We start from the raw sequence: 24,873 nt of genomic DNA on the forward strand, positions 1-24,873 counted from the left end.
CCCTTGGCAACCAGGGTGACAATCACCCTGGCGAAATTTTTATGCTTGATTTTCAGTCAGTTACATTTGGCACGTCGGCTGCAAAACCTACTCATCTGTCCCTGCCGGGATTCAACCCAAGGAAACATGATGAGCCTCGATCTGCTGGAACAAAGCCTCGGCCAACTGGCCTGCGACATTCCCGGTGCCACCCGTACCTTCCATCATTACAACCTCGACTTCTGTTGCGGCGGACAAAAATCCCTGCGCGAAGCCGCCCTGGTTAAAGGCCTGAACCCGCTGCTGATCGCCGATGCCCTGCGCACCCTGCAAGCCGCTGGAGAGTTGGGCCATGACTGGCGCGACGAGCCCCAGGCATTGCTGATCAGCCACATCCTGGAACGCTACCACGCCCGCCATCGCGAACAACTGCCGGAACTCATCCGCCTGGCCCGTCGCGTCGAGCAGGTCCATGGTGCGCGGGCCAGTTGCCCGAACGGCCTGGCCGATCACCTGCAGGACATGTATCAGGAACTCGAAGGCCACATGCTCAAGGAAGAACAGGTGCTGTTCCCGATGCTGCAACAGGGTCTCGGCGAACGGGCCTCGGCGCCGATCCAGGTGCTGCGTTTCGAGCACGACCAGCACGGTGAAGCGCTGGAAACCATGCTCACCCTCACCGACCAGATCACCCCGCCCTCCGACGCCTGCAACACCTGGCGTGCCCTGTATCGCGGGCTGGTGGAGTTCCGTGATGACCTGATGCAGCACATCCACCTGGAAAACAATGTGCTGTTCGTCAATGCGATGAAGCCTGCCCGCTAACCCTCAAGCACTGCCCGCTCCCATAGGGGTGGGCAGTGTTCCCATTTTTTTGCATCACCTCGGTTCAGTGTGGGAGCGGGCTTGCTCGCGAAAGCGTCGTGTCAGGCGACATCAATGCCGGCTGAACCACCGCTTTCGCGAGCAAGCCCGCTCCCACAGGATTGGTGGGGTCTGCTCTTACTCAAAACTGCCAATAGAACATCGCCTTGGCCAAAACCACGATCAGCACCATATGCCCGAGAATACTGCGCCGCAGCCAGCAGGCCCGGCCGGGTGTCAGGCGCCCGCTCTTGAGCCAGTACGCCAGCCACAGGTAATGGCCAATGATGCTCAGGGCCAGCAGGATCTTCAGGCTGAGCAACAAGCCGAAGCTGTTGCTCAACGGTTGGCTCAACGCCCCGCGATGCTGCCAGGCCAGGGCGATGCCGGCGCCGTACAGCAGCAGCACCACGGCGTGCAGCACACGCCGCGAACGCTGGGCGATCGCTTGCTCGGCGGGCTCCCTGACGCCCTGGGCCAGGGGCCGGCGGGCGGCATGCCAGATGAACACCTCGAAAAACAGCGTACCAATGAAAGCGATGGCCGCCAGCAGATGGGTGACCAGCAGGATCCCGTACATCAACGCTTACCTCCGTCCCGGTGAATCATCCCGGATGCCCGTCCACCCGGGCCCGTACCAACATCGGCGCGTAGCGCCAGGCGTAGAGCCCGAAGGCCAGGATCCAGCACAGCCCCGCCAGCCACAGCGCGGCCAATGGAAATACCAGAACCAGCCACACGCGGCTCAGGCACGCGAGGTTCAGCAGGATAAACGCCTGGGTCATCCCCCGTGGCGGCTCCAGGGACCGGCCGGTATGGCCCAGCGTCACCCGGGCAATCATCGCCAGGATCAGCCCGGACATGGCCCCGATGGTCAGGCTGTGCACCGCCAGGCTTGGATTCAGCGGCACACCCAAGTGCCACAGCGCCATGCCCAGGCAGGCCAAGGCAAGCCAGGCGTAGGCCAGGTGCAACGACCACAGCAGCGGCACTCGCCACACGCCCCGGTCATGCCAGCGCACCAGCCGAATCCCGTGCCCCACCGTCAGCGCGGCGAACAGCAGGCCGACCCAGGCGTTGGCCGACAGCGCCGTACCGAAGGCATACAACAACGCCACCAGTGCCGATCCTGCCAGCAATAACCGATCGAGCCACGGCCACGGCGCAACGCCCTCGACCCGACCAAGACCGCGCTGAGTGAAGAACGGAATCACCCGCCCGCCGATCAGCCCCATCATCGCCGCCACCAGCCACAGGCCAGTGAGCACGCTTTGGCGCTGCAAACCCTCGTTGTGCTGCAGCAGGCCGTACACCGACAACCCGTCGGCAGCGGCGAGCAACAGCAATACCAGCACAATCGGGTAATTGCGTTTTTGCCGCACACGCCACAAGGTCACGCCCATCAACGCAGCCACCGCCAGGGCGAAGCCCAACTCCAGCGTGGCCAGCAGCGGCCAGGGCGCGTCGACCAACCAGGCCAGCCGCGCGCCCAGCCACAACAGCGCCAGTGCCGCGAGGCGCTTGCCGCTGAGCCCCGGGGTGCCCGTCCAGGTCTGCACCGCCGTCAGCAGGAACCCGGCGATGATCGCCAGGCCAAAACCGAACAACAGTTCGTGACGGTGCCAGGCCAACCAGCCGCCTGCCGGCTGCCAGGCCGAGCGCCCCGTGAATGCCAGCAGCCAAAGGGGGATGGTCAACAGCGCCAAGACACAGCCTGCCAGGAAGAACGGCCGAAACGCCAGGCGCCACAGCGGCAGGATGGCCATGGCCTTGCGACGGTCAAGCACTTGCATACACCACTCCTTTGCCCTCATCTGGCTCGCCAGCGAGGTACGACAAATCAGGGTTCGAATGATCGGCTATCGGCGCTGGCGAACCTTGTCTCAGATCAAGCCAGCCGGCCTCGGACAGACACTTGCAAAGGGCCTGCCGGAACGGCTTGGAGCTGGGTACCGTTTTTCAACCCTCCCCTTTTTCCTTGTGGGAGCGGGCTTGCTCGCGAATGCGGTGGCACACCCAATAGCGATGCAAGCTGACACACCGCCTTCGCGAGCAAGCCCGCTCCCACAAGATTCAGGGTCTTTTTACCCTTTCATGGTTTTTATTACCCTAGCAGATCAGGGTCATTTATACCCTGAGGCCCGGCAACCCTCGAAATACAAGGTCCGCCGCCCTGGCCCGGCTCTTGCTCAGGCAGGGCACAGACTTTCTCCGCCGGGGTTCCCCATGAAACACGTCGCGCTGCCCTTCACCTGGTTCGTCCTGCTCTCCTGCGTTGTCGCGCTCGCCAGCAGCCTGTCCCTGAGCCTGGTCTGACCCTTTTCCTATTCCTGCCAACACAAGGACCGTCCCATGGTGCTCCACCGTGTCCATCACCAGATTCTGCGCAGCCATCACCTGTTCGAGCCGTTGAACGAAGAACAGCTCGACGAACTGATGAGCAACAGCCAACTGCTGAACATCGACAAGGGCGACCCGCTTTTCCGTCAGGGCGAGCCGGCCCAGGCGTTTTATTTCGTGATTTCCGGGGCCGTGAAAATCTACCGGCTGACCCCGGACGGCCAGGAAAAAGTCTTCGAGGTGATCGGCGAGCGCCAGACGTTCGCCGAAGCGATGATGTTGATGGACACGCCCAACTACGTGGCATCCGCCGAAGCCGTCGGGCCCAGCCAGGTGTATCGCCTGTCCAATGCCACCTACATGCGCCTGCTGCAAAGCAACAGCCGGTTGACGTTTGCCCTGCTCGGCAAGCTGTGCGTGCGCCTGCACCAGCGGGTCAATGAGATTGAAACCCTGTCGCTGAAAAACGCCACCCACCGCGTGGTGCGCTACTTACTGACGCAACTGGTGCGCCTGCAAACCGTGGACAGCCAGTTCGAACTGCCGATGGCCAAGCAATTGATTGCCGGACACCTGTCGATCCAACCGGAAACCTTCTCGCGGATCATCCGCCGCCTGATCGATGAAAAGATCATCACCCAGGACGGCCGCCAAATTGCCATTCTTGATCGCCTGCGCCTGGAGCAATTCGAATGAGCGCGCAATCCCTTTGCCTGTACTGCCAACGCGCCAGCCCCGCCGATGAAACCGAATGCAGCCAATGCGGCATGCCGTTGCCCGCCGAAGCGGCGCTGGCCGGTGAACGTCGGTTGCGGCGCTTCACCTGGTTCTGTGTGGGGCTGACGATTTTCTGCATCGGCATGTTTTTCTGGTTGCCCCGCAGCATCGTTTGAGCCCTCAGTCTTGTGTCAACTGGCGGTACAACTGTGGCAGCCGCAACGGCAGCTGTTCGGGCTGGCGGATCAAGGTGTAGCCGTTGGCCCCAAACATGTACGGCAAATAATCCCCCGCTTCACGGTCAATGGTGATGCAAAACGGCGTCAGCCCCTGGCGCCGTGCCTCCAGCACCGCTTGGCGAGTGTCCTCCACGCCATAGCGCCCTTCGTAAAGGTCCAGGTCATTGGGCTTGCCATCGCTGAGCAGCAACAACAATTTGCGCCGCCGCTTGCAGCCTTGCAGCCGCTGCGTGGCCTGGCGGATCGCCGCGCCCATGCGGGTGTAATAACCGGGCTTGAGCCCTTGGATCCGGCCTCGGGTGTGATCGTCATAGCGCTGGCCGAAGGCCTTGAGTTCATGCATCCGCACCTGCTGGCGCCGCAGTGAAGAGAACCCGTACAAGGCGAAATCATCCCCCAGCACCGCCAGGGTTTCACCGAACAGCAGCAGGCTGTCGCGAATCACGTCGATGACGCGATGCTCATCATTGAGGTGGGCGTCGGTGGACATCGACAGATCGGCCAACAGCAAGCAGGCCAAGTCGCGGCGAGTCTGGCGTTGCTCCATGAACAGGCCGCGTTCGCTGCACTGGCCGTGCTGGCGTTCGACGTGAAAATCCAGCCAGGCTTGCAGGTCCAGTTCCGAACCCTGGGTTTGCTGGCGCAGCCATTGGCGATCATTGCGCAGGTGTTCGAACTGGCGGCGCAGGCGCTGGGCCGAGCTGCGCAGGCGTGCGGGCAATGGCTGAGGCTGACAATCGCGGGGGACAAACGTCTGCACGCTGACGAAATCGTCCTGCAGTCGTTGCTTGCGGTAGTCCCATTCCGGCAAGTGGATGCCCTCGCCCAAGGGGATGTCATCGACATCGGCCGGCGGCAGGTCCAGGTGCAGCTTCAAGCCGCCGCCCTTGCGCAGGCGGGTGCGCGACAAGGTCAACTGGTCCAGGTCTTCGGCGACGCGGGCGGCGTCCGGGTCTTCGCTGTCGTCCGCCCAGCGATCCAGGTCCACGTGTTCGGTCCAGCTGAACAGGTTCTCCAGGCGCACGATCAACAATCCACCGTCGCGGGTGGTTTCGTCGATGCGTTCAGCGCGCTTGCGACCGCCCTGCTGCTCACCCGGCGGTGTCGCCAGGTACTGTTCGGATTCCTCCAGGTCCGCGGCCTGGGGGTTGGCGAGATGTTGGGGTGGGTATAGCCACAACGGCAACGGCCAGGCCGCCCGCTCGCTGCGCGAGAAATGCTCGACACTGCCCGGCTCGCGTAGCGCTTGGCACAGCGCGCGCTCCAGAGCCGCTTCGGCCGGGTTGAGGGTGGCTGGGTCAGGGCGCAGGGACAGGTGCGCGTCCACCAGCCGCCGATAACGAGGGCGCATGGCCGGGTAGCGGTGCAGCACGGTTTGGGTCCACCGTTGATTGTCCCGCCCCCAGTGCGTCATCGGGCCAGACTGTGCGGCCAGCAACGCCAGCCAGCGATACAACTCTGCGTTGAGATCGACATCGGGAAACGCCGCCAGGCTCGCCGGCAGGCGCAGGTTATCGGCATCGCACCAGGCCAAGGGCACTTGCTTGCAGGTGCCGGCGATCTGCTGCAGCAGGTTGCGGCGCAACAACAGGTCGCGGTCGCTGACCGCTTCCACCCCCAGGTGAGGCGCACCGCCAGTGGCGCGAAACAGCACCTGCAATGAGCGTTGCCGGGGCACCAGCTCGACCCGGGCCTCAGGAAAATCAGCACTGGCCCGGCGGGTGATGAAACGGTGCCAGACACTGCCGACCCATTCTTCCAGCTCCAGGGTGAATGCCATGGTTATTCTCCTCTTAAGCCGAACCCATTGTGGCGAGGGGATTTATCCCCGCTGGGCTGCGAAACAGCCCCAATATGTCCGCTACTGCGGTGTATCAGACAGGATGTAGGGGGCCCGCTTCGCGCCCCAACGGGGATAAATCCCCTCACCACAAATGAGTTCGGCTCAGTCGCTGTGGTGACTCACGACGGCACCACCGCCGCCGGTGCACGCAGGGCCGCGCGGCCACGCTGACGGAAGCTGAACAGGTAGCAGAGCAGCCCGGCCAGGAAACCGACGCCGCTGACCAGTCGAGCCCAGAACAGCGGCTTCAAGTGATCCACCGTCGCCATGAACGGCAAGGCACTGCCATCCGTCATCCAGCGTTGCAGCCACACCTGGACCACACCGGCTGCGGTGAGGAACAAGGTGATCATCACCATCGACAGGGTCATCAACCAGAAACCCCAGATCTCCAGGCGCTGCGAGCGTTCATCGGCGGCTTCGCCCAAACCACGCAAGCGCGGCATGGCGTAGCTGATCAGCGTCATCACGATCATTGCGTAGGCCCCGTAGAAGGCCAGGTGACCGTGGGCCGCGGTCAGTTGCGAACCGTGGGTGTAGTAGTTGACCGGTGCCAGGGTGTGCAGGAAACCCCAGACGCCCGCGCCGAAGAACGCGGTGACCGTGGTGCCCTTGGCCCACAACGTGGCGGCGCGGTTCGGGTGCTGTCGACGACGGTTTTTCACCATGCTGAAGGCGAAGATCACCATCGCCAGGAACGGCAGCGGCTCCATCGCCGAGAAAATCGAGCCGACCCACAACCAGACCTCGGGCGCGCCGATCCAGAAGAAGTGGTGACCGGTGCCGATGATCCCGGTGATCAACGCCATTGCGATGATCACGTAGAGCCATTTTTCCACCACTTCGCGGTCCACACCGGTGATCTTGATCAGGACGAAGGCGAGCATCGAACCCATGATCAGTTCCCAGACGCCTTCGACCCAAAGATGCACCACCCACCACCAGTAGAACTTGTCGCGGGCGAGGTTCGAGGGGTTGTAGAAAGAGAACAGGAAGAACACCGCCAAGCCGATCAGCCCGGTCATCATCACCATGCTGACGGTGGTCTTGCGGCCCTTGAGCATCGTCATGCCGATGTTGTAGAGAAACCCCAGGCACACCACCACGATGCCCATTTTGGTGATGGTCGGTTGTTCGAGAAACTCGCGGCCCATGGTCGGCAGCAGGTCGTTGCCGGTGAACTTCGCCAGCGTCGCATACGGCACCGAGAGGTAGCCCAGGATGGTCGCCACACCAGCGGCGGCGAATACCCAGAACAACACGAGCGCCAGTTTCGGGCTGTGCAGTTCGCGGTCGGCCTCCTCCGGGATCAGGTAATAGGCCGCGCCCATGAAACCGAACAGCAGCCAGACGATCAGCAGGTTGGTGTGGACCATGCGGGCCACGTTGAAGGGGATCAGCGGGAACAGAAAGTCGCCGATCACGTATTGCAGGCCCATGATCAAACCGAACAATACCTGGCCCAGGAACAGCATCAGGGCAAACACGAAGTACGGTTTGGCAACGGCCTGCGAGGCGAATTTCAGATGCGGATTAGCCATGCTCATCTCTCAGCCCTCCTTGTTTGGCGGCCAGCCATTGGTGTTGATTTTCGAGCTCCACTTGAGGAACTCGGCGATGTCGTCGACTTCCTGCTCGCTCAGGTTGAACTGCGGCATGGCCCGACGGCCCGGAACGTTCAACGGCTGCATTTTCATCCAGGCGTGCAGGAACGGTTTGAAGGCTTCCTCGCCGCCACGGCGGTTGACCACGTTGCCCAGCTCCGGCGCAAAGTAAGCGCCCTCGCCCAGCAGCGTGTGGCAGCCGATGCAGTTGTTACGCTCCCAGACGCCCTTGCCGCGAATCACCGACTCGGTCAATTGCGCCTGGTTGCTGCGTTCCGGAAAGGTCTGTTCCGTGTGGTAGGTCAGGGCCAGGAATATCAGGAAAAAGAAGATGCTTCCCCCGAAATAAATATTCCTGGCCATGCCTTTGGTGAAGGTATCTGACATGGTCACTTCCTCATTGCTTGGCGTGTCCATTCTAGGAAGCGAGGGGTCCGGAACCGCTTGATGGCGATCAAGAATCTCCGATGGTTTTGCTGGGTTGTTCCTGCAGCACCGATCCCCCGTGGCGAGGGAGCTTGCTCCCGCTGGGGCGCGAAGCACCCTCAAAACCTGCCGGCACGGTATTTCAGGTAAAAGGAGGTTGTTGCGGTTGGGGCTGCTGCGCAGCCCAGCGGGAGCAAGCTCCCTCGCCACCGGTTATGTGCCTGACAGGAGTGCCGAGGCAATCAGTACCGCCAGCAGCACCGCCCAGCTCAAAACCAGCCCGCGCCACAAGCGCGGCGCGTGACGCAGTTCCATGAAGCCGTCGGCGATCAGCCAGGCCTTGGTCACCGCGACCGTCAATATGGCTATGGAAATCAACTCCGTGCCCGCGACCCGCCCCAGCGCCACGGTGCCCGTACTGAGCAGTGTCAACGCCGCCCAGCAGACGATCAGGAGATGGGAAACCGACATGCGCACCTCAGCTCAATCGAGGATGTAGACCAACGGAAACAACAACACCCAGATCAGATCCACCATGTGCCAATACAGCACGCCGGATTCCAACCCGCTGCATCGCTGCGAATCATGACGACGACGCCGGCAACCCTCGGCCAGCCAGCCGAGGATCACCATGCCCAGCAGCACGTGCAGGAAATGAAACCCCGTAAGGATCCAGTACAAGGTGAAGAAGGTGTTGTGCTCCATCCCCAGGCCGCTCGCCAACAGATGGGCGTACTCGGTGAGCTTGATCCCCACGTAGCCCGACGCAAGCACCAACGCCACGCACAGCAACAGCGCGGCTCGACGCGGTCGGTCTTGCCGGATTTGCTCCTGGGCCAACGCTGCGAACAGGCCGGCAGTGAGCAGACTGAGGGTCATCGCCAGGCCCGTGGAACGATCCAGCAACTGTCGGCCTTCGCTGAACACCTGCGGATGCAGCGCCTGGGCGACGGTGAACGCGAGGATCAGCAACGCGAACACCGACAGCTCGGCGAGGATGAAGAACCACATCGCCAGATCCCCCGGCAAGCGCCGGAGCGTGGTCGCGGTGTCAGCCGAAATGGACATCGACTACGTCCATCAGCGCAGCCACAGTCTGCGGATCGTCACTCAACGGCTCGGCCAGGCACGCCAGGCAGGCTTGGCGCGGGTCCATGCCGGAGCCGATCATGCGCGCGGCGAAAATCAGCAGGCGCGTGGAGGCCACTTCCTCCAGGTCGTGCTGATCGAGCCGGCGCAGCGCCTGCCCAAGCCGCACGATCTGGGCGGCCAAGGCCATGTCGACGCCAGCCTCGCGGGCGACGATGCGCTCTTCATCGGTCACCGCAGGATAACCAAAGCGCAGCGCCACAAAGCGCTGGCGAGTGCTCGGTTTCATACCCTTGAGCAGGTTCTGGTAACCGGGGTTGTACGACACCACCAGCATGAACGACGGCGGCGCCTGCAGGACTTCGCCGGTGCGTTCCAAATACAACTGCCGGCGATCATCGGCCAGTGGATGCAGCACCACGGCGGTGTCCTGGCGCGCTTCGACCACTTCGTCCAGATAACAGATCCCGCCCTCGCGCACCGCCCGGGTCAAGGGCCCGTCCTGCCACCAAGTACCCTGGGCACCGATCAGGTGCCGACCCACCAGGTCGGCGGCGCTCAAATCATCGTGGCAGGCCACGGTGTACAGCGGCAATTTCAAGCGGTGGGCCATGTGCTGGACAAAACGGGTCTTGCCGCAGCCGGTCGGGCCTTTGATCAGCACCGGCATGCCGTGATGCCAGGCCTGTTCGAACATCGCCTGTTCATTGTCCTGGGGTTGATAAAAGGGTTCGTCCGGATGCTGCAAGGAGTGGATAGCGTTCATGGCAAGGCCCGATCAGACAACACGATTGGCGGTCAAGCTACGGCGCCCTGCGACAACCTGGCAAGGGCGGCGGCCGGCAAACTTGATCGCCGTCAAGCGGCTAACCACAGGCCTGGGCATAGCCTTGCACCGCACCAAGAACCTGCGCGCCGAACACCAATTAAAGCGCAGCGCGGATCACGCCTGAGGAGAAATGGAATGCTGATCAGCCACAAAAAATCGTGGACCTTGAGGGTCGCGGCGCTGTGTACAGCGCTGGCCGCACCCTACGCTTTCGCCGACAAAACCCATGAGCCAGAACACTCGCGCATGGTCAAAACCGAAGGCGCGCCGGACCTGAGCCAGGCCGACTTCGACGCGGCAAAGGAAATCTACTTCCAGCGCTGCGCGGGTTGCCATGGTGTATTGCGCAAGGGCGCCACCGGTAAACCGCTGACCCCCGACATCACCCAGAGTCGCGGCCAGGCCTATCTCGAAGCACTGATCACCTACGGTTCCGCCGCCGGAATGCCGAACTGGGGCACCTCCAACGCCCTGACCAAAGACCAGATCACGGTGATGGCCAAGTTCATCCAGCACACCCCGCCGACGCCGCCGGAATGGGGCATGGCCGAAACCCTCAAGACCTGGAAAGTCTTGGTCAAGCCCGAGGACCGGCCGACCAAGCAGCTCAACACCCTCAACCTGCAAAACCTGTTCTCGGTGACCCTGCGCGACGACGGCAAGATTGCCCTGATCGATGGCGACAGCAAGAAGATCGTCAAGCTGATCGACACCGGTTACGCCGTGCACATCTCGCGCATCTCCGCGTCGGGACGCTACCTTCTGGTGATCGGTCGGGACGCCAAGATCGACATGATCGACCTGTGGCCCAAAGAGCCGACCAAGGTCGCCGAAATCAAGGTAGGCATCGAAGCCCGTTCGGTGGAGACGTCAAAATTCAAGGGCTACGAAGACAAGTACACCATCGCCGGTTCGTACTGGCCGCCGCAGTTCACCATCATGGACGGCGAAACCCTGGAGCCCAAGCAGATCGTCTCGACCCGCGGCATGACCGTCGACACCCAGCAGTACCATCCCGAGCCTCGCGTCGCGGCAATCATCGCCTCCCACGAATGGCCGGAATTCATCGTCAACGTCAAGGAAACCGGCAAGGTGATGCTGGTCAATTACCAGGACATCAAGAACCTCACCATCACCAATATCGACGCCGCGCCATTCCTGCATGACGGCGGTTGGGACAGCAGCCATCGCTACTTCATGACGGCGGCCAACAACTCCAACAAAGTCGCGGTGATCGACTCCAAGGAACGCAAGCTCACCGCCCTGGTGGACGTTGGCAAGACCCCGCACCCGGGGCGCGGTGCCAACTTCAACCATCCGCTCTACGGGCCCGTCTGGGCCACCAGCCACTTGGGTGACGCCGGGGTTTCGCTGATCGGCACCGACCCGGTCAATCATCCGCAATACGCCTGGAAGCAGGTTGGCACGCTCCAGGGCCAGGGCGGCGGCTCACTGTTCATCAAGACTCACCCTCAATCCCGACACTTGTATGTCGACACCACCCTCAGCCCCGATGCCAAGCTCAGCCAATCAGTGGCGGTGTTCGACATCGACAAGCTCGACGCCGGCTACACCGTGCTGCCGATTGCCGAATACGCGGGAATCAAGAAAGGCGCGATGCGCGTGGTGCAGCCGGAATACAACAAGGCCGGCGATGAGGTCTGGTTCTCGGTCTGGAGTGGCCAGGAAGACGAGTCGGCGCTGGTGGTGATCGACGACAAGACCCTCAAGGTGAAGAACGTGATCAAGGACAAACGCCTGATCACCCCGACCGGAAAATTCAACGTTTACAACACCCAACACGACATCTATTGAGCCCCATCAATAAGAGGAAAAACCATGAAGCCTATTCTGATCGCCTTGGCCCTGACGGCTGCCTACAGCCTACCGGCGCTGGCACAAGACGGCCCGACGCTGTTCAAGAGCAAGCCCTGCGCGGCCTGTCACTCCATCGATACCAAGGTCGTTGGCCCGGCGCTCAAGGACGTCGCGGCGAAAAACGCCAGTGTCCCTGGTGCACAGGATTTACTCGCCAAGCACATCAAGGAAGGTACGCAAGGCAACTGGGGTCCGATGCCGATGCCGGCCAACCCCGTGACGGAAGAAGAAGCCAAGATCCTCGCGGCGTGGGTCTTGACCCTTAAATAAACCCAGGCAGGACCTGCCTGACACAAACCCCGTGGCGAGGGAGCTTGCTCCCGCTGGGCTGCGCAGCAGCCCCCTGGTTTTGCCTGACACACTGAGTCGTCAGGTTGCTATTGGGACTGCTTCGCAGCCCAGCGGGAGCAAGCTCCCTCGCCACAGGACCGCGCAGCACTTTGATTCAGGAGGCGTCATGGAACGACACAGCTCAACAACCTTGATGACGGCCCTCCTCCTCGTCTTTTCGTCCTGCGTGCTGGCCGCTCCCGGCCACCAGCGCCAGGCCCAACTGCAACACCTGCTCGAACAGGACTGTGGCGCCTGCCACGGCCTGCACATGACCGGCGGCCTCGGCCCACCCCTGACCTTTGACGCCCTCGCCGGAAAATCCCGCGACAGCCTCATCGCCACCGTCACCCTCGGGCGGCCCGGCAGCGCCATGCCCGGTTGGGCGCCGCTGCTCGATCCCGACGATATCCGCTGGCTGGTGGACCGGCTCCTTCAAGGAAAACCCGCCTCATGATCCGCTCTATCCTGTCCTGTACCGCCATCGCCCTGTTGCTGTCGGCGTGTGCGCAAACACCGCTACGTGGCACCGGTGACCTGGGTGTCGTGGTGGAACGCGCCACCGGCAGCCTGCAAATCATCGAAAGCGACAACCGCACCGCCCTGGCCCGTGTCGAAGGGTTGGGCGACCTGTCCCACGCTTCGGTGGTGTTCTCCCGCGACCAGCGCTACGCCTATGTGTTTGGCCGCGACGGTGGCTTGAGCAAGGTCGACTTGCTGACGGCGCGCATCGAACGGCGCATCCTCCAGGGCGGCAACAGCATCGGCGGTGCGATCAGCCAGGACGGCAAGCTGATCGCCGTGTCCAACTACGAGCCCGGCGGCGTCAAGGTGTTCGATGCCCAGAGCCTGGATCAGGTCGCCGACATCCCCGCCACACCATTGCCCGACGGCCAGAAACGTTCACGGGTGGTGGGTCTGGTGGATGCGCCGGGACAACGCTTCGTGTTCAGCCTGTTCGATACCGGTGAGATCTGGACCGCCGACTTCAGCCAAGGCCACACACCGCGCATCGACCGTTTCACCGGCATCGGCCAGCAACCCTATGACGCGCTGATCACCCCGGACGGACGCTATTACATGGCTGGGCTGTTTGGCGAAGACGGCATGGCGCAACTCGACCTCTGGCACCCGGAGCGTGGCGTGAAACGCGTGCTCGGGCATTACGGACGCGGCCAGGCCAGGCTTCCGGTGTACAAGATGCCCCATCTGGAAGGCTGGGCCCTGGCCGATGAGCAAGCCTTCGTCCCTGCGGTCGGCCACCACCAGGTATTGGTGATGAACGCTCGCACCTGGCAACTGACTGACGCCATCGCCGTGGCCGGCCAGCCGGTATTCGTCACCGCGCGCCCGGATGGCCGGCAGCTGTGGGTCAACTTCGCCTACCCGGATAACGACCGCGTCCAGGTCATCGACACGCAAACCCACGCCATCGTCGCGGACCTGCGACCCGGGCCGGCGGTGTTGCACATGGAGTTCACCGCACGAGGCGACCAGCTATGGCTGTCGGCCCGGGACGGCGGCGAAGTCCAGGTCTGGGATCCCTACACCCTCAAGTGCCTGGGCAGACTCCCGGCCATGAGCCCCAGCGGCATTTTCTTCAGCAGCCGTGCGCACAAACCGGGGTACTGACCATGACCGCAAGCTCGCTGGCCCGCCGCCTGATCGATCAATTCCAGCACGGCATGCCGCTGTGCGTCGAACCCTACCGGGTCATGGCCGATGCGTTGGGTTGCAGCGAAGCCCAGGTGCTCGACTGTCTGCAACATCTGCAGGTGGCCGGGACCCTGTCGCGAGTCGGCCCGGTGTTCGAGCACACCCGGGCCGGTTCCAGCACCCTGGCTGCCCTGGCGGTGCCCGAGGAGCGCTTGCATCAAGTGGCGGCGCGCGTCAGCCAGTACCCGGAAGTCAATCACAACTATGCCCGCGAACATCGCTACAACCTCTGGTTCGTGTTGACCGGCCCCAACCGCGCCCACCTGGACGCCATTCTCCAGGAGCTGGAACACGACACCGGCCTCACACCGCTGGACCTGCCCATGCTGACGGCCTATCGCATCGACCTGGGCTTTGCCCTGGAGCCCACCCCATGAACATCGCCCTGAGTGAACAACAATCCCTGGCACTGCGCCGGCTGCTGGAGGCAGGCCTGCCCCTGGCGCCTCGCCCCTTCCAGGTCCTGGCCGAGCAGATCGATGCCAGCGAACCGCAGGTGCTGGAGCAGGTTCGGCTCTGGCAGGAACAGGGACTGTTCCGCCGCGTCGGCCTGGTGGTCAATCATCGCGCGCTGGGGTTTGCCGCCAACGCCATGCTGGTGCTGGACGTGCCGGATGCCCTGGTCGATGAAGTCGGCCGCCGTCTCGGCCAGGCCCCGGGCATCAGCCTTTGCTACCAACGCCCGCGACGTTTGCCTCAGTGGCAATTCAACCTGTTCTGCATGATCCACGGCCGCCAGCGTGACCGCGTCGAAGCCCAGGTCCAGGAACTGCTCGAACAGCATTTGCTCGATGACCTGCCCCACCAATTGCTGTTCAGCACGCATTTGTTCAAGCAATGCGGCGGACGCTTCGCCCCACCGACCGGAGCCCGCGTTCATGGATGATCTCGACCGACGCCTGATCAATCGCCTGCAACTGGGCCTGCCATTGGTACGTCAGCCTTGGCAGGCGTTGGCCGAAGAACTGGACAGCAACAGTAGCGACCTGCTCGACCGCCTGCATGAGCTGCTCAACGACGGCGTGCTCACCCGCTTCGGCCCGATGTTCGACATCGACCGCCTCGGCGGCGCGTTCACCCTGGCGGCGCTGGCCGTGCCCGAACCGTGTTTCGAGGCCGTCGCCGAGCAGCTCGCGGACATGCCCGAGGTGGCCCACAACTACCGCCGCGAGCACGCTTGGAACATGTGGTTCGTACTCGCCTGCCCCAGCGAACAGGCGATCAGCGACACCTTGCTGCGCATCGAACGGCTGACTGGCCTGGTGCCGCTGAACCTGCCCAAAGAGGAGACCTACCATGTCGGCCTGTATTTCCCTGTCTGAGCCTTTGCCGCAAGCGCCGGCGCCGGAGGAAACGTCCCTGGCACTGCGGCTGATCGAACTGACCCAGGCCGGCCTGCCCTTGCTCGAGGATCCCTGGGCCTGGCTCGGCGAACAACTGGACCTGAGCGTGGAGTCGACCCTCGACCTGCTCAAGCGCTTGCAGGCCGAAGGCGCGATCCGTCGTATCGCCGCCATCCCCAACCATTATCGCCTCGGCTATCGCCACAACGGCATGACGGTCTGGGACGTGACCGACGCCGACATGCCGCGCCTCGGCGCCCTGCTCGGCGCGCAGCCCTTCGTCAGCCATTGCTATCGGCGTCCGCGCCGGCCTGGCTGGCGCTACAACCTGTTCGCCATGGTCCATGGCCGCAGCCGCGAAGAGATCGACTGCTATCGCGAACACCTGCGTTACCTGCTGGGGGACGCCTGCGCCGCCGAAGACATGCTGGTGAGCAGCCGCATCCTGAAAAAAACCGGCCTGCGCCTGTCGCCATCCTTGCGCTGAACCGCACGCCGACCGAAGGAGCGCTTTATGTTGAGGATCAGCCACTACCTGCGAGCCCTGGCCGGCCATTGCCCCGCCCCGCGCGTCGCGCCACCGGGCAGCACACGGCCACCCGTGGTGATCTGGAACCTGCTCAGGCGTTGCAACCTGACCTGCAAGCACTGCTACGCCACCTCGGCCGACAGCGTGTTTCGCGACGAACTGGACACACCGGCGGCGCTTCAAGTCATCGACGATTTGTATGACGCCGGGGTGCGCGTGCTGATCCTGTCCGGCGGCGAACCGTTGCTGCGCGAGGACCTGTTCCAGCTCAGCGCCCATGCCCGTGACAAAGGCTTTTTCCTCGCCTTGTCCACCAACGGCACGCTGATCGACACGAGCAACATCGCGCAGATCGACGCAGCCCGCTTTGACTACGTGGGCATCAGCATCGATGGCCTGGAGGCGACCCACGACGCGTTCCGGCAGCTCAAGGGCAGTTTCGCCAGCTCCATGGCGGCCATCCGGCTCTGCCGCGAGCGAGGGATTCGCGTCGGCTTGCGCACCACCCTCACCCAGCAGAACCATGCCCAGTTGCCACAGTTGCTGGACTTGATGACTGAATACGATGTGCAGAAATTCTATCTGTCGCACCTCAACTACAGCGGCCGTGGCAAGCGCAGTCGCAAGCTCGATGCTCACCAGCAGATGAGCCGCGAGGCCATGAACCTGATTTTCGAGCGGGCCTGGCACGACATCGAACAGGGCCGCGACAGTGATTTCGTCAGCGGCAACAACGACGCCGATGCGATCTTGCTGCTGCAATGGGTCGCCCGCCGATTGCCCCAACACTACGCCGCATTGGAGCAGATGCTGCGCGCCTGGGGCGGCAATGCTTCGGGCAGCGGCATCGCCAACATCGACAACACCGGCGAGGTCCACCCCGACACCTATTGGTGGCAGCACTCGGTGGGCAATGTCCGCCGGACCCCGTTCAAGACCCTCTGGCTGGAGCGCCCCGACGCCCTGCTGCAAAAACTGCGTGAACACCCACGGGCCGTGAACGGCCGCTGTGGTCAATGCCGCTGGTTGGCGATCTGTAACGGCAACACCCGCACCCGAGCCTGGGCCGACGGCGATCTCTGGGGCCAGGATCCCGGCTGTCACCTCAGCGATGAAGAGATTGGCTTGCACGCGATCACCAGCGTTGCAGTGCCCTGTGCCCGCTAACCGACGGTGAATCTGATCCCGAACCAAGGAAGCCCCATGCCTGCCCCTCTCGTTTTGCCCGCTGCCCTGCAATCATCTTTAAGACCGGGTGAAGTCGCCTTGGTCGGTGCCGGCCCCGGTGATCCGGGCCTGCTGACATTGCGCGCCTGGAGCCTGTTGGTGCAGGCCGATGCGGTGGTCTACGACCGCTTGATCAGCCCGCAATTGCTTAGCCTGATTCCGCTGACGTGCGCCCGGCATTACGTCGGCAAGGCCGCTGGTTGCCACAGCCTGCCCCAGCCACAAATCAATGAACTCTTGGCCGACCTGGCCGACCTGGGGCAACGGGTGGTGCGGCTCAAGGGCGGCGATCCGTTCATTTTCGGCCGTGGCGCTGAAGAACTGGAGTATCTACTGGCTCGCGGCATCGATTGCCAAGTGGTGCCCGGCATCACCGCCGCAGCCGGTTGCAGCACTTATGCGGGCATTCCCCTGACCCATCGTGACCTGGTCAATTCCTGTCGGTTCATCACCGGTCATCTGCAACGCGAAGGCGACTTGAGCTTGCCGTGGCAAAGCCTGGCGGATGACAGCCAAACCCTGGTGTTCTACATGGGGCTGTCGAACCTGGGCACCATTGCTGCGCGGCTGATGGAAGCGGGCCTGGCCGCGGATACCCCGGCGGCGTTGATCAGCAACGGCACACGTCCCGACCAGCAGGTGCTGCGTGGCACCCTCGAACACCTGACGGACATGGCACGGGCATGCCCCGAGGGCCTGCCGACCTTGACCGTGATTGGCAAGGTGGTCGGTTTGTTCGCCGATCAGGCGCTGCAACATCCCGCGCGGCTGCATGCCACCGTCCAGGCCCAACCTGGAATCTCGAAGGTGGCGTCATGAGGCGCTGGTGGTTCACTCCGTTTTTGTGGATCTGCACTGTGCAGGGTGCCGTGGCGACAACGCCCGACCCGGACCTTGCCGAGCGCGACTACCAGCAACACTGCCAGCAATGCCATGGCGTCAACCGTATCGGCGGCACCGGCCCGGCGCTGTTGCCCCAGAGCCTGAGCAGGATCAAGCCTGCCGAAGTCCGCCAGGTGATCGAAAACGGTCGGCCAGCCAGTCAGATGGCGGCGTTCGGCGCGGTGCTTGAGCCCGCGCAGATCGATGCGCTGGCGTTGTACTTGCAGCGTCCCCTTGCCGTCGAGCCGACCTGGGATGAAGACGACATTCGCCACAGTCATCGTGTGTTGGCGGATGTCGCCACCCTGCCCGACACCCCCCAGCACACCGCCGATCCGCTGAACCTGTTCGTGGTGGTGGAGGCTGGCGATCATCACATCGATGTCGTCGACGGCGACCGCTTCGAGGTGATCGCGCGGTTCGCCTCGCATTTCGCGGTGCATGGTGGGCCGAAGTTTTCACCGGACGGGCGCTTCGTCTACCTGGCCTCCCGGGATGGCTGGATCAGCCTGTACGACTTGCACAACCTCAAGCTCATCGCCGAAGTGCGGGCCGGCCTCAACACCCGCAACCTGGCGGTGAGCAAGGACGGCCGCTGGGTGTTGGTGGGCAATTACCTGCCCGGCAACCTGGCGGTGCTGGATGCCCGTGATCTGTCGCTGGTCAAGACCATCGCGACGGTGGGCCAGGACGGCCAGGCTTCGCGGGTCAGTGCGGTGTATACCGCGCCGCCGCGCAACAGCTTTATCGTCGCGCTGAAGGACGTCAAGGAGGTCTGGGAACTGTCCACCGTGCCGAACCCGGACTTCGTGCCGAGGCGAATCGAGGCCGAGGACTACCTCGATGATTTTTCCTTCTCGCCGGATTATCGACAGCTGCTCGCGACCTCGCGCAAGGCCCAGGGCGGGCAAGTGATCGACCTCGACAGCGGGCGAATCGTCACCGACATCGCGCTGCCGGGTATGCCCCACCTGGGCTCCGGTACTTACTGGAAGCGCGACGGACACTGGGTGTTCGCAACGCCGAATATCAGCAAGGGGCTGATCTCGGTGATCGACTTCAATACGTGGAAAGTCATCAAGCAGATCCCCACGCTCGGCCCGGGGTTCTTCCTGCGCAGCCACGTCAACTCCCGCTACGCCTGGACCGACGTGTTTTTTGGCCCGGACAATGATGCCATCCACCTGATCGACAAACAGACCCTGGAAATCGCCCACACCCTGCGCCCCATGCCCGGTAAGACCGCCGCCCACGTCGAGTTCACTCGGGATGGCCGCTACCTGTTGCTGAGCATCTGGGACACTGACGGCGCATTGATCGTCTACGACAGCAATACCCTTGAGGAGATCAAGCGCCTGCCCATGAACAAGCCTTCGGGCAAGTACAACGTCGGGAACAAGATCGAGTTCGCCGAGGGGACGTCACACTGAAAAAAGGGGCTGATGCGCAGCCCCCAATATCAAATCAGTCTCGGGGCCGCTTCGCGCCCCAGCGGGAGCAAGCTCCCTCGCCACAGGATTGCATCCGTACTCAAAAATGAAGTCGAACACTGCCCTCGTGGCGAGGGAGCTTGCTCCCGCTGGGTTGCGCAGCAGCTCCAAAAACCGACCTGACACGCCTCAGTTGAAGGGGGTCACCGTTACCAGGTGAGCACCGCCCCCACCGCGAAGGTATCGGTGTCTTCATTCTGGGCGCTGGTATCGTGGCCGTTGATTTCGAACTGGTTGTACTCGGCCACGAGCTTGAGGTTGTCGTTGACGTCATGGAACAGCGCGATGCCACGGGTTTCATAATCGGCACCACTGCCCACCACGCCGTTGCCGTCGTCATCGGTCTTGCCGTAGGACAGCGCCAGGCGGTTCTTGCCCAGCTTGTACGAACCCTGCAGCAGGTAGCCCTTGCTGTCGACATTGCGCAACGTCGCTTCCCCGGCGTTGTTGGTAAAGAACGGGTTGATGCCCTTGGCCTGGAACCCGGAGCCGGTGAGCGACAGCCCGCCCATCTTCGCCTGCACGCCATAACCGAGGCCTTTGGACGTTACCGATTCAACCGTGGAGTCGGTGTTGTCCGAGGTCTGGTAGCTGCCGTTCAGCCAGCTGTAGATCTTCGCCCCGCCCAGGTCGAACTGGTAGGTGATCTCGCTCTCCGTGCGCGGATTTTCCTGGTAGGCCTTGCCGGTGGCGCTGTTGTCGTTGGTGTCCACCGGGTCCATGATCCCCACCGCCACGCGCAAGCCGTCCATCACGGGCGTGCGATAGGTGATTTGCGAGGTGGGGAACGGATACGGATAACCGCTGCCAATGTTGCCGAACGAGACACCTCCGCCGTCCACCAACCCCAGGGTGTCGCTGACCTGACCGTAACCGGCCAGCAATTCGTCAAGCAGGATGTTGGAGCGAGCGAACAGGCCGAAGTCCTTACCGATCAGCACCTCGCCCCACTCCGGGTTGGCAACGGTGCCGTAGAACTGCCGCACGTCGATGGCCGTGTCGGTGCCATTGGTTTCGCTGTCGTTGATGGTCACCCAGAACGAGGCCCGGGCGCCGAGCTTGAGGTCATCGACCTGCTTGCCCATGTTGAAGCCCAGGTAGTTGGGCAAGAACCCCATCTTCACCCGTGCCTGCCGGCGGTCGTACTGCTCCCCGGCCCGGTCCACATCGCTGTTGACGTAGAAGGCGTTGATATAGCCGTCGGTGGAAAAGGTGGTCTGGTCCTTGTCGTACAGCATGATTTCGGCGTGGGCCCAAGGCGTCACGCCCAGGGTTGAAAGACTGGCGATGACCGCAGGCAAAAGAAGCTGGCGGGTATTTTTATTGTTGTGCATGGCGCGCTCCGCAACAGGGGACGGGATGTCGGAGGCGATTATCGAAAGGTGCCCGGGCACGTCATACGCTGCCTTGGGGGCAATTGGCGGATGCTTTGGAAGCGCCGGGCCGGCGCGGCAGTTTGGGTGTACGACGGCGAGGCCGACGGGTGCGGTACTTTGGGTGTGGGCCGCAGGGGGCCTGGGGAATATAGGCTAGGTATCACTGATTTGTGGCGAGGGGATTTATCCCCGCTGGGCTGCGAAGCAGCCCTGAAACCAGATAACTCCGTGTATCAGTCTGATTGAGTGGGAAGCTTATGGGGGCTGCTTCGCAGCCCAACGGGGATAAATCCCCTCGCCACAGGAGCTTGCTCCCGCTGGCCTGCGCAGCAGGCCCCTTGCCTTCGCCTCAAAACCTGGGCTTGACGGTTTTCCAGTCCGGCCGGTAGCGCTGCATCTGCTGCACGTCGTCACGCTGGCGGATGCCGCAACGCAGGAACTGCTCATGCAGCATGCCCAACTGATCCCGGTCCAGCTCCAGCCCGAGGCCAGGCGCCCGGGTGATCTTCACGCAGCCGTCGACAATCGGCAGCTTGCCGCCCTTGATCACCTCTTCATCCGGCTCCTGCCACGGGTAATGGGTGTCGCAGGCATAGTCCAGGTTTGGCACAGCGGCCGCCACATGGGCCATCGCCATCAGGCTGATGCCCAAATGTGAGTTGGAATGCATCGACACGCCCAGGCCGAAGGTGCTGCACATTTTCGCCAGCGCCTGGGTGTCCCGCAGGCCGCCCCAATAATGATGGTCGGCCAACACGATCTGCACGCTGTTCAGCGCCACGCTGCGGCGGAACTCGTCGAAATCGGTGACCACCATATTGGTCGCCAACGGCAGCCCCGTGCGTTTGTGCAGCTCGGCCATTCCCTCCAGTCCCGGCGTCGGGTCTTCGTAGTACTGCAGGTCGTCACCCAGCAATTGGGCCATGCGAATCGAGGTGTCCAGGGACCAGTTGGCGTTGGGGTCGATGCGCAACGGATAGCCGGGAAACGCCCGTTTCAAGGCCTTGATGCACGCCACTTCGTGCTCGGGCTCGAGGGCACCGGCCTTGAGCTTGATGCTCTTGAAGCCATAGTCCTGGATCATCCGCCGGGCCTGGGCAACGATCTGCTCTTCGTTGAGCGCCTCGCCCCAACTGTCCGGCGGGTACGGTGAATCGATGTGCTCGGCATACTTGAAAAACAGGTACGCGCTGAACGGAATCTCGTCACGAATCGCCCCACCCAACAGGTCTACCAGCGGCACGTTGAGGTAGTGGGCCTGCAAATCCAGGCAGGCCACTTCGAACGCCGAATAAGCATTGCTGACCGCCTTGCTCGCATGGGAACCCGGCGCCAGTTCGGCACCGGCGACACTGGCCGGCCGCTGGGCGGCCACGGTGGCCTGGACGATGCTGCGCAACTGATTGAGGTTGAACGGGTCCAGGCCAATCAGCTGGTCCTGCAGTTGCAACTGGATCGCCAGGGCCGGCGCATCGCCGTAGCTCTCCCCAAGGCCGATGTATCCGTTGTCGCTCTCGATCTCGATGATCGAGCGCAACGCGAACGGCTCGTGGATGCCGCTGGCGTTGAGCAAGGGCGGGTCGCGAAAAGCAATCGGTGTGACAGTGACGCGTTTGATCTTCATACAGCGGCTCCCGATGGGCCAGGGTTCAAGGCTTGGGGTTTTTCTGGTTGGTCGGCAACAGTGACCGCAACGGTTTCAGGTCGGCCGGAAAGTGAGTTCGGCGTATCGCGCCCGGGTTTGGTCCGGGCAAAAAAGATCACCACGGCGGCAATCAGCGAAGTAATCGCTAACCCGTACAGGCCGCCTTCGATGGAGCCGGTAGTCTGCTCCAGGAAACCGAACGCCGTGGGCGCGACGAAGCCGCCGAGGTTGCCAATGGAGTTGATCAGGGCGATCACCGCCGCCGCGATGCGCGCATCCAGGTAACCCTGGGGAATCGGCCAGAACAGCGCCGACGCGGCCTTGAAGCCGATGGCTGCAAAACAGATCGCCACGAAGGCGAAGATTGGCCCACCCGTGGTGGACATGAACATGCCGAACGCGGCAATCACCAGCGTCACCGCGACCCAGGCCTGCTGGAACTTCCATTTGCCGGCCAGGGCGGCGAAGCCGTACATCGCGATGATGGAAATGATCCACGGGATGGAATTGAGCAAGCCGACCTGAAAGTCTCCCAGGTTGCCCATTTTCTTGATCATGCTGGGCAGCCAGAACGTGGCGCCGTAGATGGTCAGGGCGATGGAAAAATAGATGAAGCAGAACAGTGCGATCTGCCGGTCGGCCAACAGCTTGAACATTGACGGCTTGACCACTTGGGCCGCTTCCCGAGCCCGTTGTTCTTCGGCAATGGCGGCAATCAGCACGGTTTTCTCTTGCGCCGTCAGCCATTTCGCCTGGCTCGGGTGCGATTGCAGCCAGAACCAGACAAACCCGCACAACACGATGGAAGCGAAGCCTTCGATCAGGAACATCCATTGCCAGCCATGCAGGCCCAATCCGCTGATGTGCAGCAACGCCCCGGACACCGGGCCGGAGATCACCGAGGCGATGGCCGAGCCGCTGAGGAAAATCGCCATTGCCTTGCCGCGCTCGTTGGCCGGCAGCCATTGGGTGAAGTAGTAGATGATGCCGGGAAAGAAGCCCGCCTCCGCCGCGCCGAGGATGAAGCGCAGCACATAGAAGCTGGTTTCACCGCGCACAAAGGCCATGGCCATGGCCGCTGCGCCCCAGGTGAACATGATGCGCGTCAGCCAGGCCCGAGCGCCGTAGCGTTGCAGGAGCATGTTGGACGGGACTTCGAACAGCGCGTAACCGACGAAGAACAGCCCGGCACCGAGCCCATAGGCGGCGGCGCCAATGCCCAGGTCGGTTTCCATATGGCTGCGCACGAAGCCGATGTTGACCCGGTCGATGTAGTTGACGATGAACATCACCACTACCAGGGGCAGTACATGACGTTTGACCTTGGCGGCGGCGAGCGCCAGGGTGCTGTCATGGGTGGAGTCCGGTACGTTATTCAAGGGTGCCTCCCGATCATTTTGTTTTTGTGGGGAACGGGACGATGATGGACGCGGCGGATTGTTCCCGTCTAATCTAACTTGGCACTTGATTGATACCTGGATTGAATCAATGTTTGAACTGGCCCAACTGCGCTGCTTCACCACCGTGGCGACTGAACTGAACTTTCGTCGAGCCGCCGAACGGCTGAACATGACCCAGCCACCGCTGAGCCGGCAGATCCAGTTGCTGGAGCATCACCTGGGCGTCGAATTGTTCACCCGCAGCACCCGCAGCGTTGCACTCACCGCGGCGGGTCGGGCCTTTTTCGTCGAAGCGCAGAACCTGCTGCAGCAGGCCCAGCAAGCCGCCGAGGCCGCCAAGCGCTTCGCCCAGGGCGACATCGGCACGGTCACCATCAGCTTCGTCGGCAGCGCGGTGTACGAGTTCCTGCCCAAGGTCATCGCCGAAGCCCGGCTGAAACAACCCCAGGTCAAGATCGTCCTGGCGGAAATGAACACCTACCTGCAACACGAAGCCCTGCGCGCCCGGCGCATCGACTTGGGCATCGTCCGCTCGCCGCTGCTGGAAACCGGCTACGCCACTGAATGCCTGGTGCGCGAGCCCTTCGTGCTGGCGGTACCGGCCGGACATCCGCTGGCCAGCGCCGAAACCGTGAGCGTCCAGGACCTGGATGCGCAACCGTTCCTCATGTACTCCCACTCCGCCTACCCGCCCTTCAACGAACTGCTCACCGGCATGCTCCGCTCAGCCCGGGTCGCGCCGCAATTCGTGCAGTGGCTGGGCTCGTCGCTGACGATCCTGGCCCTGGTCAATGCCGGCATGGGCCTGGCGCTGGTACCGCGTTGCGCCACCAGCGTGGTGTTCAAGCAGGTGGTATTTCGTGAGATCGACCTGGGCGAAGGGGTGCAGAGCGAATTGCATCTGGTGTGGCGCGAGGACAACGACAACCCGGCATTCACCATGTTGCTGGAGGGGATTCGAGGGGCGGTTCGGGACGGGTTGTAAACACGACACCACGGCTAGAAAAAGGCCCTCACCCCATGACCCCGCTCGGGCTGCCAATACTTGACCGCCGGCAATTTAGCGCGCGAACAGACCGTTGAACTATTCCCGTTGCCCTCGGCAAGTTGTACGATGACCGACGAGC

26 protein-coding genes are annotated in these 24,873 nt (G+C 62.8%); 15 read left to right on the forward strand and 11 right to left on the reverse strand.

From position 1 onward, the window contains the following. The first annotated feature begins 129 nt into the window (after window positions 1-129). Window positions 130-804 (forward strand): iron-sulfur cluster repair protein YtfE, encoded by a 675-nt coding sequence (ytfE, locus tag PFLQ2_RS12505; protein WP_003182344.1) that lies wholly within the window; start codon window positions 130-132, stop codon window positions 802-804. Between the two features lie 181 nt (window positions 805-985). Here ytfE and PFLQ2_RS12500 read toward each other — a convergent pair whose 3' ends face one another. Next, window positions 986-1,423: a membrane protein gene (locus tag PFLQ2_RS12500; protein ID WP_033046082.1), complete on the reverse strand. Its 438-nt coding sequence runs from the start codon at window positions 1,421-1,423 to the stop codon at window positions 986-988. A gap of 25 nt (window positions 1,424-1,448) precedes the next feature. Further along, window positions 1,449-2,636 (reverse strand): NnrS family protein, encoded by a 1,188-nt coding sequence (locus PFLQ2_RS12495; protein ID WP_003182350.1) that lies wholly within the window; start codon window positions 2,634-2,636, stop codon window positions 1,449-1,451. Window positions 2,637-3,195: 559 nt separating this feature from the next. Here PFLQ2_RS12495 and PFLQ2_RS12490 point away from each other — a divergent pair. Both PFLQ2_RS12490 and PFLQ2_RS12485 read left to right on the forward strand, forming a co-directional pair. Next, window positions 3,196-3,879 carry a Crp/Fnr family transcriptional regulator gene (locus tag PFLQ2_RS12490; RefSeq protein ID WP_003182352.1) on the forward strand — a complete coding sequence of 228 codons (684 nt, stop codon included), beginning with the start codon at window positions 3,196-3,198 and terminating at the stop codon, window positions 3,877-3,879. After that, a complete protein-coding gene (locus PFLQ2_RS12485; RefSeq protein WP_003182354.1) occupies window positions 3,876-4,076 on the forward strand; it encodes a hypothetical protein in 201 nt (66 codons plus the stop codon). The genes PFLQ2_RS12490 and PFLQ2_RS12485 overlap by 4 nt, the downstream gene beginning before the upstream one ends. Before the next feature lie 4 nt (window positions 4,077-4,080). Here the strand turns inward: PFLQ2_RS12485 and PFLQ2_RS12480 are convergent, their stop codons facing one another. From PFLQ2_RS12480 to PFLQ2_RS12455, 6 genes are all read right to left on the reverse strand, one after another. After that, window positions 4,081-5,919, reverse strand: coding sequence for a nitric oxide reductase activation protein NorD (locus PFLQ2_RS12480; protein ID WP_003182356.1), 1,839 nt, complete (start codon window positions 5,917-5,919; stop codon window positions 4,081-4,083). 182 nt (window positions 5,920-6,101) lie between these two features. Further along, window positions 6,102-7,529: a cbb3-type cytochrome c oxidase subunit I gene (locus PFLQ2_RS12475; protein WP_003182358.1), complete on the reverse strand. Its 1,428-nt coding sequence runs from the start codon at window positions 7,527-7,529 to the stop codon at window positions 6,102-6,104. A 3-nt stretch (window positions 7,530-7,532) separates the two neighbouring features. Beyond that, window positions 7,533-7,973: a c-type cytochrome gene (locus PFLQ2_RS12470; protein ID WP_003182360.1), complete on the reverse strand. Its 441-nt coding sequence runs from the start codon at window positions 7,971-7,973 to the stop codon at window positions 7,533-7,535. Between the two features lie 252 nt (window positions 7,974-8,225). Then, entirely contained in the window at window positions 8,226-8,483 is a 258-nt protein-coding gene (locus PFLQ2_RS12465; protein WP_003182362.1) for a cytochrome C oxidase subunit IV family protein, read from the reverse strand. Between the two features lie 12 nt (window positions 8,484-8,495). Next, window positions 8,496-9,080, reverse strand: coding sequence for a cytochrome c oxidase subunit 3 family protein (locus PFLQ2_RS12460; RefSeq protein ID WP_003182364.1), 585 nt, complete (start codon window positions 9,078-9,080; stop codon window positions 8,496-8,498). After that, entirely contained in the window at window positions 9,064-9,798 is a 735-nt protein-coding gene (locus tag PFLQ2_RS12455) for a CbbQ/NirQ/NorQ/GpvN family protein (RefSeq protein ID WP_371261191.1), read from the reverse strand. The genes PFLQ2_RS12460 and PFLQ2_RS12455 overlap by 17 nt, the downstream gene beginning before the upstream one ends. Before the next feature lie 378 nt (window positions 9,799-10,176). Between PFLQ2_RS12455 and nirS the strand changes: the two genes are divergently transcribed. From nirS to PFLQ2_RS12400, 11 genes are all read left to right on the forward strand, one after another. Next, the gene (gene nirS / locus PFLQ2_RS12450; protein ID WP_225970878.1) at window positions 10,177-11,745 is read left to right on the forward strand and encodes a nitrite reductase; all 1,569 of its coding nucleotides are present in this window, start codon (window positions 10,177-10,179) and stop codon (window positions 11,743-11,745) included. A gap of 24 nt (window positions 11,746-11,769) precedes the next feature. Continuing rightward, complete coding sequence (locus PFLQ2_RS12445; RefSeq protein WP_003182369.1) at window positions 11,770-12,078, forward strand: c-type cytochrome; 309 nt, start codon at window positions 11,770-11,772, stop codon at window positions 12,076-12,078. 187 nt (window positions 12,079-12,265) lie between these two features. Continuing rightward, window positions 12,266-12,595, forward strand: coding sequence for a c-type cytochrome (locus PFLQ2_RS12440; protein WP_003182371.1), 330 nt, complete (start codon window positions 12,266-12,268; stop codon window positions 12,593-12,595). Next, the gene (locus PFLQ2_RS12435; RefSeq protein WP_003182373.1) at window positions 12,592-13,770 is read left to right on the forward strand and encodes a cytochrome D1 domain-containing protein; all 1,179 of its coding nucleotides are present in this window, start codon (window positions 12,592-12,594) and stop codon (window positions 13,768-13,770) included. Before PFLQ2_RS12440 ends, PFLQ2_RS12435 begins: the two co-directional genes overlap by 4 nt. 2 nt (window positions 13,771-13,772) lie before the next feature. After that, window positions 13,773-14,231, forward strand: a complete 459-nt coding sequence (locus tag PFLQ2_RS12430) for an Lrp/AsnC family transcriptional regulator (protein WP_003182375.1) — start codon at window positions 13,773-13,775, stop codon at window positions 14,229-14,231. Further along, on the forward strand, window positions 14,228-14,740 hold the full coding sequence (locus tag PFLQ2_RS12425; RefSeq protein WP_003182377.1) for an Lrp/AsnC family transcriptional regulator: 513 nt from the start codon (window positions 14,228-14,230) through the stop codon (window positions 14,738-14,740). The genes PFLQ2_RS12430 and PFLQ2_RS12425 overlap by 4 nt, the downstream gene beginning before the upstream one ends. After that, window positions 14,733-15,176: an Lrp/AsnC family transcriptional regulator gene (locus PFLQ2_RS12420; RefSeq protein WP_003182378.1), complete on the forward strand. Its 444-nt coding sequence runs from the start codon at window positions 14,733-14,735 to the stop codon at window positions 15,174-15,176. The genes PFLQ2_RS12425 and PFLQ2_RS12420 overlap by 8 nt, the downstream gene beginning before the upstream one ends. Continuing rightward, window positions 15,151-15,684 (forward strand): Lrp/AsnC family transcriptional regulator, encoded by a 534-nt coding sequence (locus PFLQ2_RS12415; protein WP_003182380.1) that lies wholly within the window; start codon window positions 15,151-15,153, stop codon window positions 15,682-15,684. The genes PFLQ2_RS12420 and PFLQ2_RS12415 overlap by 26 nt, the downstream gene beginning before the upstream one ends. A 27-nt stretch (window positions 15,685-15,711) precedes the next feature. Next, the gene (nirJ, locus tag PFLQ2_RS12410; protein WP_003182382.1) at window positions 15,712-16,893 is read left to right on the forward strand and encodes a heme d1 biosynthesis radical SAM protein NirJ; all 1,182 of its coding nucleotides are present in this window, start codon (window positions 15,712-15,714) and stop codon (window positions 16,891-16,893) included. 36 nt (window positions 16,894-16,929) lie between these two features. Next, on the forward strand, window positions 16,930-17,772 hold the full coding sequence (cobA, locus tag PFLQ2_RS12405) for a uroporphyrinogen-III C-methyltransferase (protein ID WP_003182384.1): 843 nt from the start codon (window positions 16,930-16,932) through the stop codon (window positions 17,770-17,772). Continuing rightward, complete coding sequence (locus PFLQ2_RS12400; protein ID WP_003182386.1) at window positions 17,769-19,265, forward strand: nitrite reductase; 1,497 nt, start codon at window positions 17,769-17,771, stop codon at window positions 19,263-19,265. Before cobA ends, PFLQ2_RS12400 begins: the two co-directional genes overlap by 4 nt. Window positions 19,266-19,474: 209 nt before the next feature. On the opposite strand, the gene PFLQ2_RS12395 is transcribed toward PFLQ2_RS12400, so the two are convergent. From PFLQ2_RS12395 to PFLQ2_RS12385, 3 genes are all read right to left on the reverse strand, one after another. Then, window positions 19,475-20,659, reverse strand: a complete 1,185-nt coding sequence (locus PFLQ2_RS12395; protein ID WP_003182389.1) for a porin — start codon at window positions 20,657-20,659, stop codon at window positions 19,475-19,477. A 391-nt stretch (window positions 20,660-21,050) separates the two neighbouring features. After that, a complete protein-coding gene (locus PFLQ2_RS12390; protein ID WP_003182391.1) occupies window positions 21,051-22,325 on the reverse strand; it encodes a glucarate dehydratase family protein in 1,275 nt (424 codons plus the stop codon). After that, on the reverse strand, window positions 22,322-23,725 hold the full coding sequence (locus tag PFLQ2_RS12385) for an MFS transporter (protein WP_003182392.1): 1,404 nt from the start codon (window positions 23,723-23,725) through the stop codon (window positions 22,322-22,324). The genes PFLQ2_RS12390 and PFLQ2_RS12385 overlap by 4 nt, the downstream gene beginning before the upstream one ends. Window positions 23,726-23,834: 109 nt before the next feature. Between PFLQ2_RS12385 and PFLQ2_RS12380 the strand changes: the two genes are divergently transcribed. Next, window positions 23,835-24,731: a LysR substrate-binding domain-containing protein gene (locus tag PFLQ2_RS12380; protein ID WP_003182394.1), complete on the forward strand. Its 897-nt coding sequence runs from the start codon at window positions 23,835-23,837 to the stop codon at window positions 24,729-24,731. Window positions 24,732-24,873 lie beyond the last annotated feature (142 nt).

It is taken from the genome of Pseudomonas fluorescens Q2-87 (assembly GCF_000281895.1).
Classification (GTDB): domain Bacteria; phylum Pseudomonadota; class Gammaproteobacteria; order Pseudomonadales; family Pseudomonadaceae; genus Aquipseudomonas; species Aquipseudomonas fluorescens_S.

Coding starts and splice junctions, on each gene's coding strand:
- PFLQ2_RS12495 (WP_003182350.1), bottom strand. CDS start 2,636: ATGCAAGTGCTTGACCGTCGCAAGGCCATGGCCATCCTGCCGCTGTGG.
- PFLQ2_RS12435 (WP_003182373.1), top strand. CDS start 12,592: ATGATCCGCTCTATCCTGTCCTGTACCGCCATCGCCCTGTTGCTGTCG.
- PFLQ2_RS12425 (WP_003182377.1), top strand. CDS start 14,228: ATGAACATCGCCCTGAGTGAACAACAATCCCTGGCACTGCGCCGGCTG.
- nirS (WP_225970878.1), top strand. CDS start 10,177: ATGGTCAAAACCGAAGGCGCGCCGGACCTGAGCCAGGCCGACTTCGAC.
- PFLQ2_RS12440 (WP_003182371.1), top strand. CDS start 12,266: ATGGAACGACACAGCTCAACAACCTTGATGACGGCCCTCCTCCTCGTC.
- nirJ (WP_003182382.1), top strand. CDS start 15,712: ATGTTGAGGATCAGCCACTACCTGCGAGCCCTGGCCGGCCATTGCCCC.
- PFLQ2_RS12390 (WP_003182391.1), bottom strand. CDS start 22,325: ATGAAGATCAAACGCGTCACTGTCACACCGATTGCTTTTCGCGACCCG.
- PFLQ2_RS12500 (WP_033046082.1), bottom strand. CDS start 1,423: ATGTACGGGATCCTGCTGGTCACCCATCTGCTGGCGGCCATCGCTTTC.
- PFLQ2_RS12475 (WP_003182358.1), bottom strand. CDS start 7,529: ATGAGCATGGCTAATCCGCATCTGAAATTCGCCTCGCAGGCCGTTGCC.
- PFLQ2_RS12395 (WP_003182389.1), bottom strand. CDS start 20,659: ATGCACAACAATAAAAATACCCGCCAGCTTCTTTTGCCTGCGGTCATC.
- PFLQ2_RS12455 (WP_371261191.1), bottom strand. CDS start 9,798: ATGTTCGAACAGGCCTGGCATCACGGCATGCCGGTGCTGATCAAAGGC.
- PFLQ2_RS12490 (WP_003182352.1), top strand. CDS start 3,196: ATGGTGCTCCACCGTGTCCATCACCAGATTCTGCGCAGCCATCACCTG.
- ytfE (WP_003182344.1), top strand. CDS start 130: ATGAGCCTCGATCTGCTGGAACAAAGCCTCGGCCAACTGGCCTGCGAC.
- PFLQ2_RS12460 (WP_003182364.1), bottom strand. CDS start 9,080: ATGTCCATTTCGGCTGACACCGCGACCACGCTCCGGCGCTTGCCGGGG.
- PFLQ2_RS12400 (WP_003182386.1), top strand. CDS start 17,769: ATGAGGCGCTGGTGGTTCACTCCGTTTTTGTGGATCTGCACTGTGCAG.
- PFLQ2_RS12445 (WP_003182369.1), top strand. CDS start 11,770: ATGAAGCCTATTCTGATCGCCTTGGCCCTGACGGCTGCCTACAGCCTA.
- PFLQ2_RS12465 (WP_003182362.1), bottom strand. CDS start 8,483: ATGTCGGTTTCCCATCTCCTGATCGTCTGCTGGGCGGCGTTGACACTG.
- PFLQ2_RS12380 (WP_003182394.1), top strand. CDS start 23,835: ATGTTTGAACTGGCCCAACTGCGCTGCTTCACCACCGTGGCGACTGAA.
- PFLQ2_RS12430 (WP_003182375.1), top strand. CDS start 13,773: ATGACCGCAAGCTCGCTGGCCCGCCGCCTGATCGATCAATTCCAGCAC.
- PFLQ2_RS12415 (WP_003182380.1), top strand. CDS start 15,151: ATGTCGGCCTGTATTTCCCTGTCTGAGCCTTTGCCGCAAGCGCCGGCG.
- PFLQ2_RS12420 (WP_003182378.1), top strand. CDS start 14,733: ATGGATGATCTCGACCGACGCCTGATCAATCGCCTGCAACTGGGCCTG.
- PFLQ2_RS12480 (WP_003182356.1), bottom strand. CDS start 5,919: ATGGCATTCACCCTGGAGCTGGAAGAATGGGTCGGCAGTGTCTGGCAC.
- PFLQ2_RS12485 (WP_003182354.1), top strand. CDS start 3,876: ATGAGCGCGCAATCCCTTTGCCTGTACTGCCAACGCGCCAGCCCCGCC.
- cobA (WP_003182384.1), top strand. CDS start 16,930: ATGCCTGCCCCTCTCGTTTTGCCCGCTGCCCTGCAATCATCTTTAAGA.
- PFLQ2_RS12470 (WP_003182360.1), bottom strand. CDS start 7,973: ATGTCAGATACCTTCACCAAAGGCATGGCCAGGAATATTTATTTCGGG.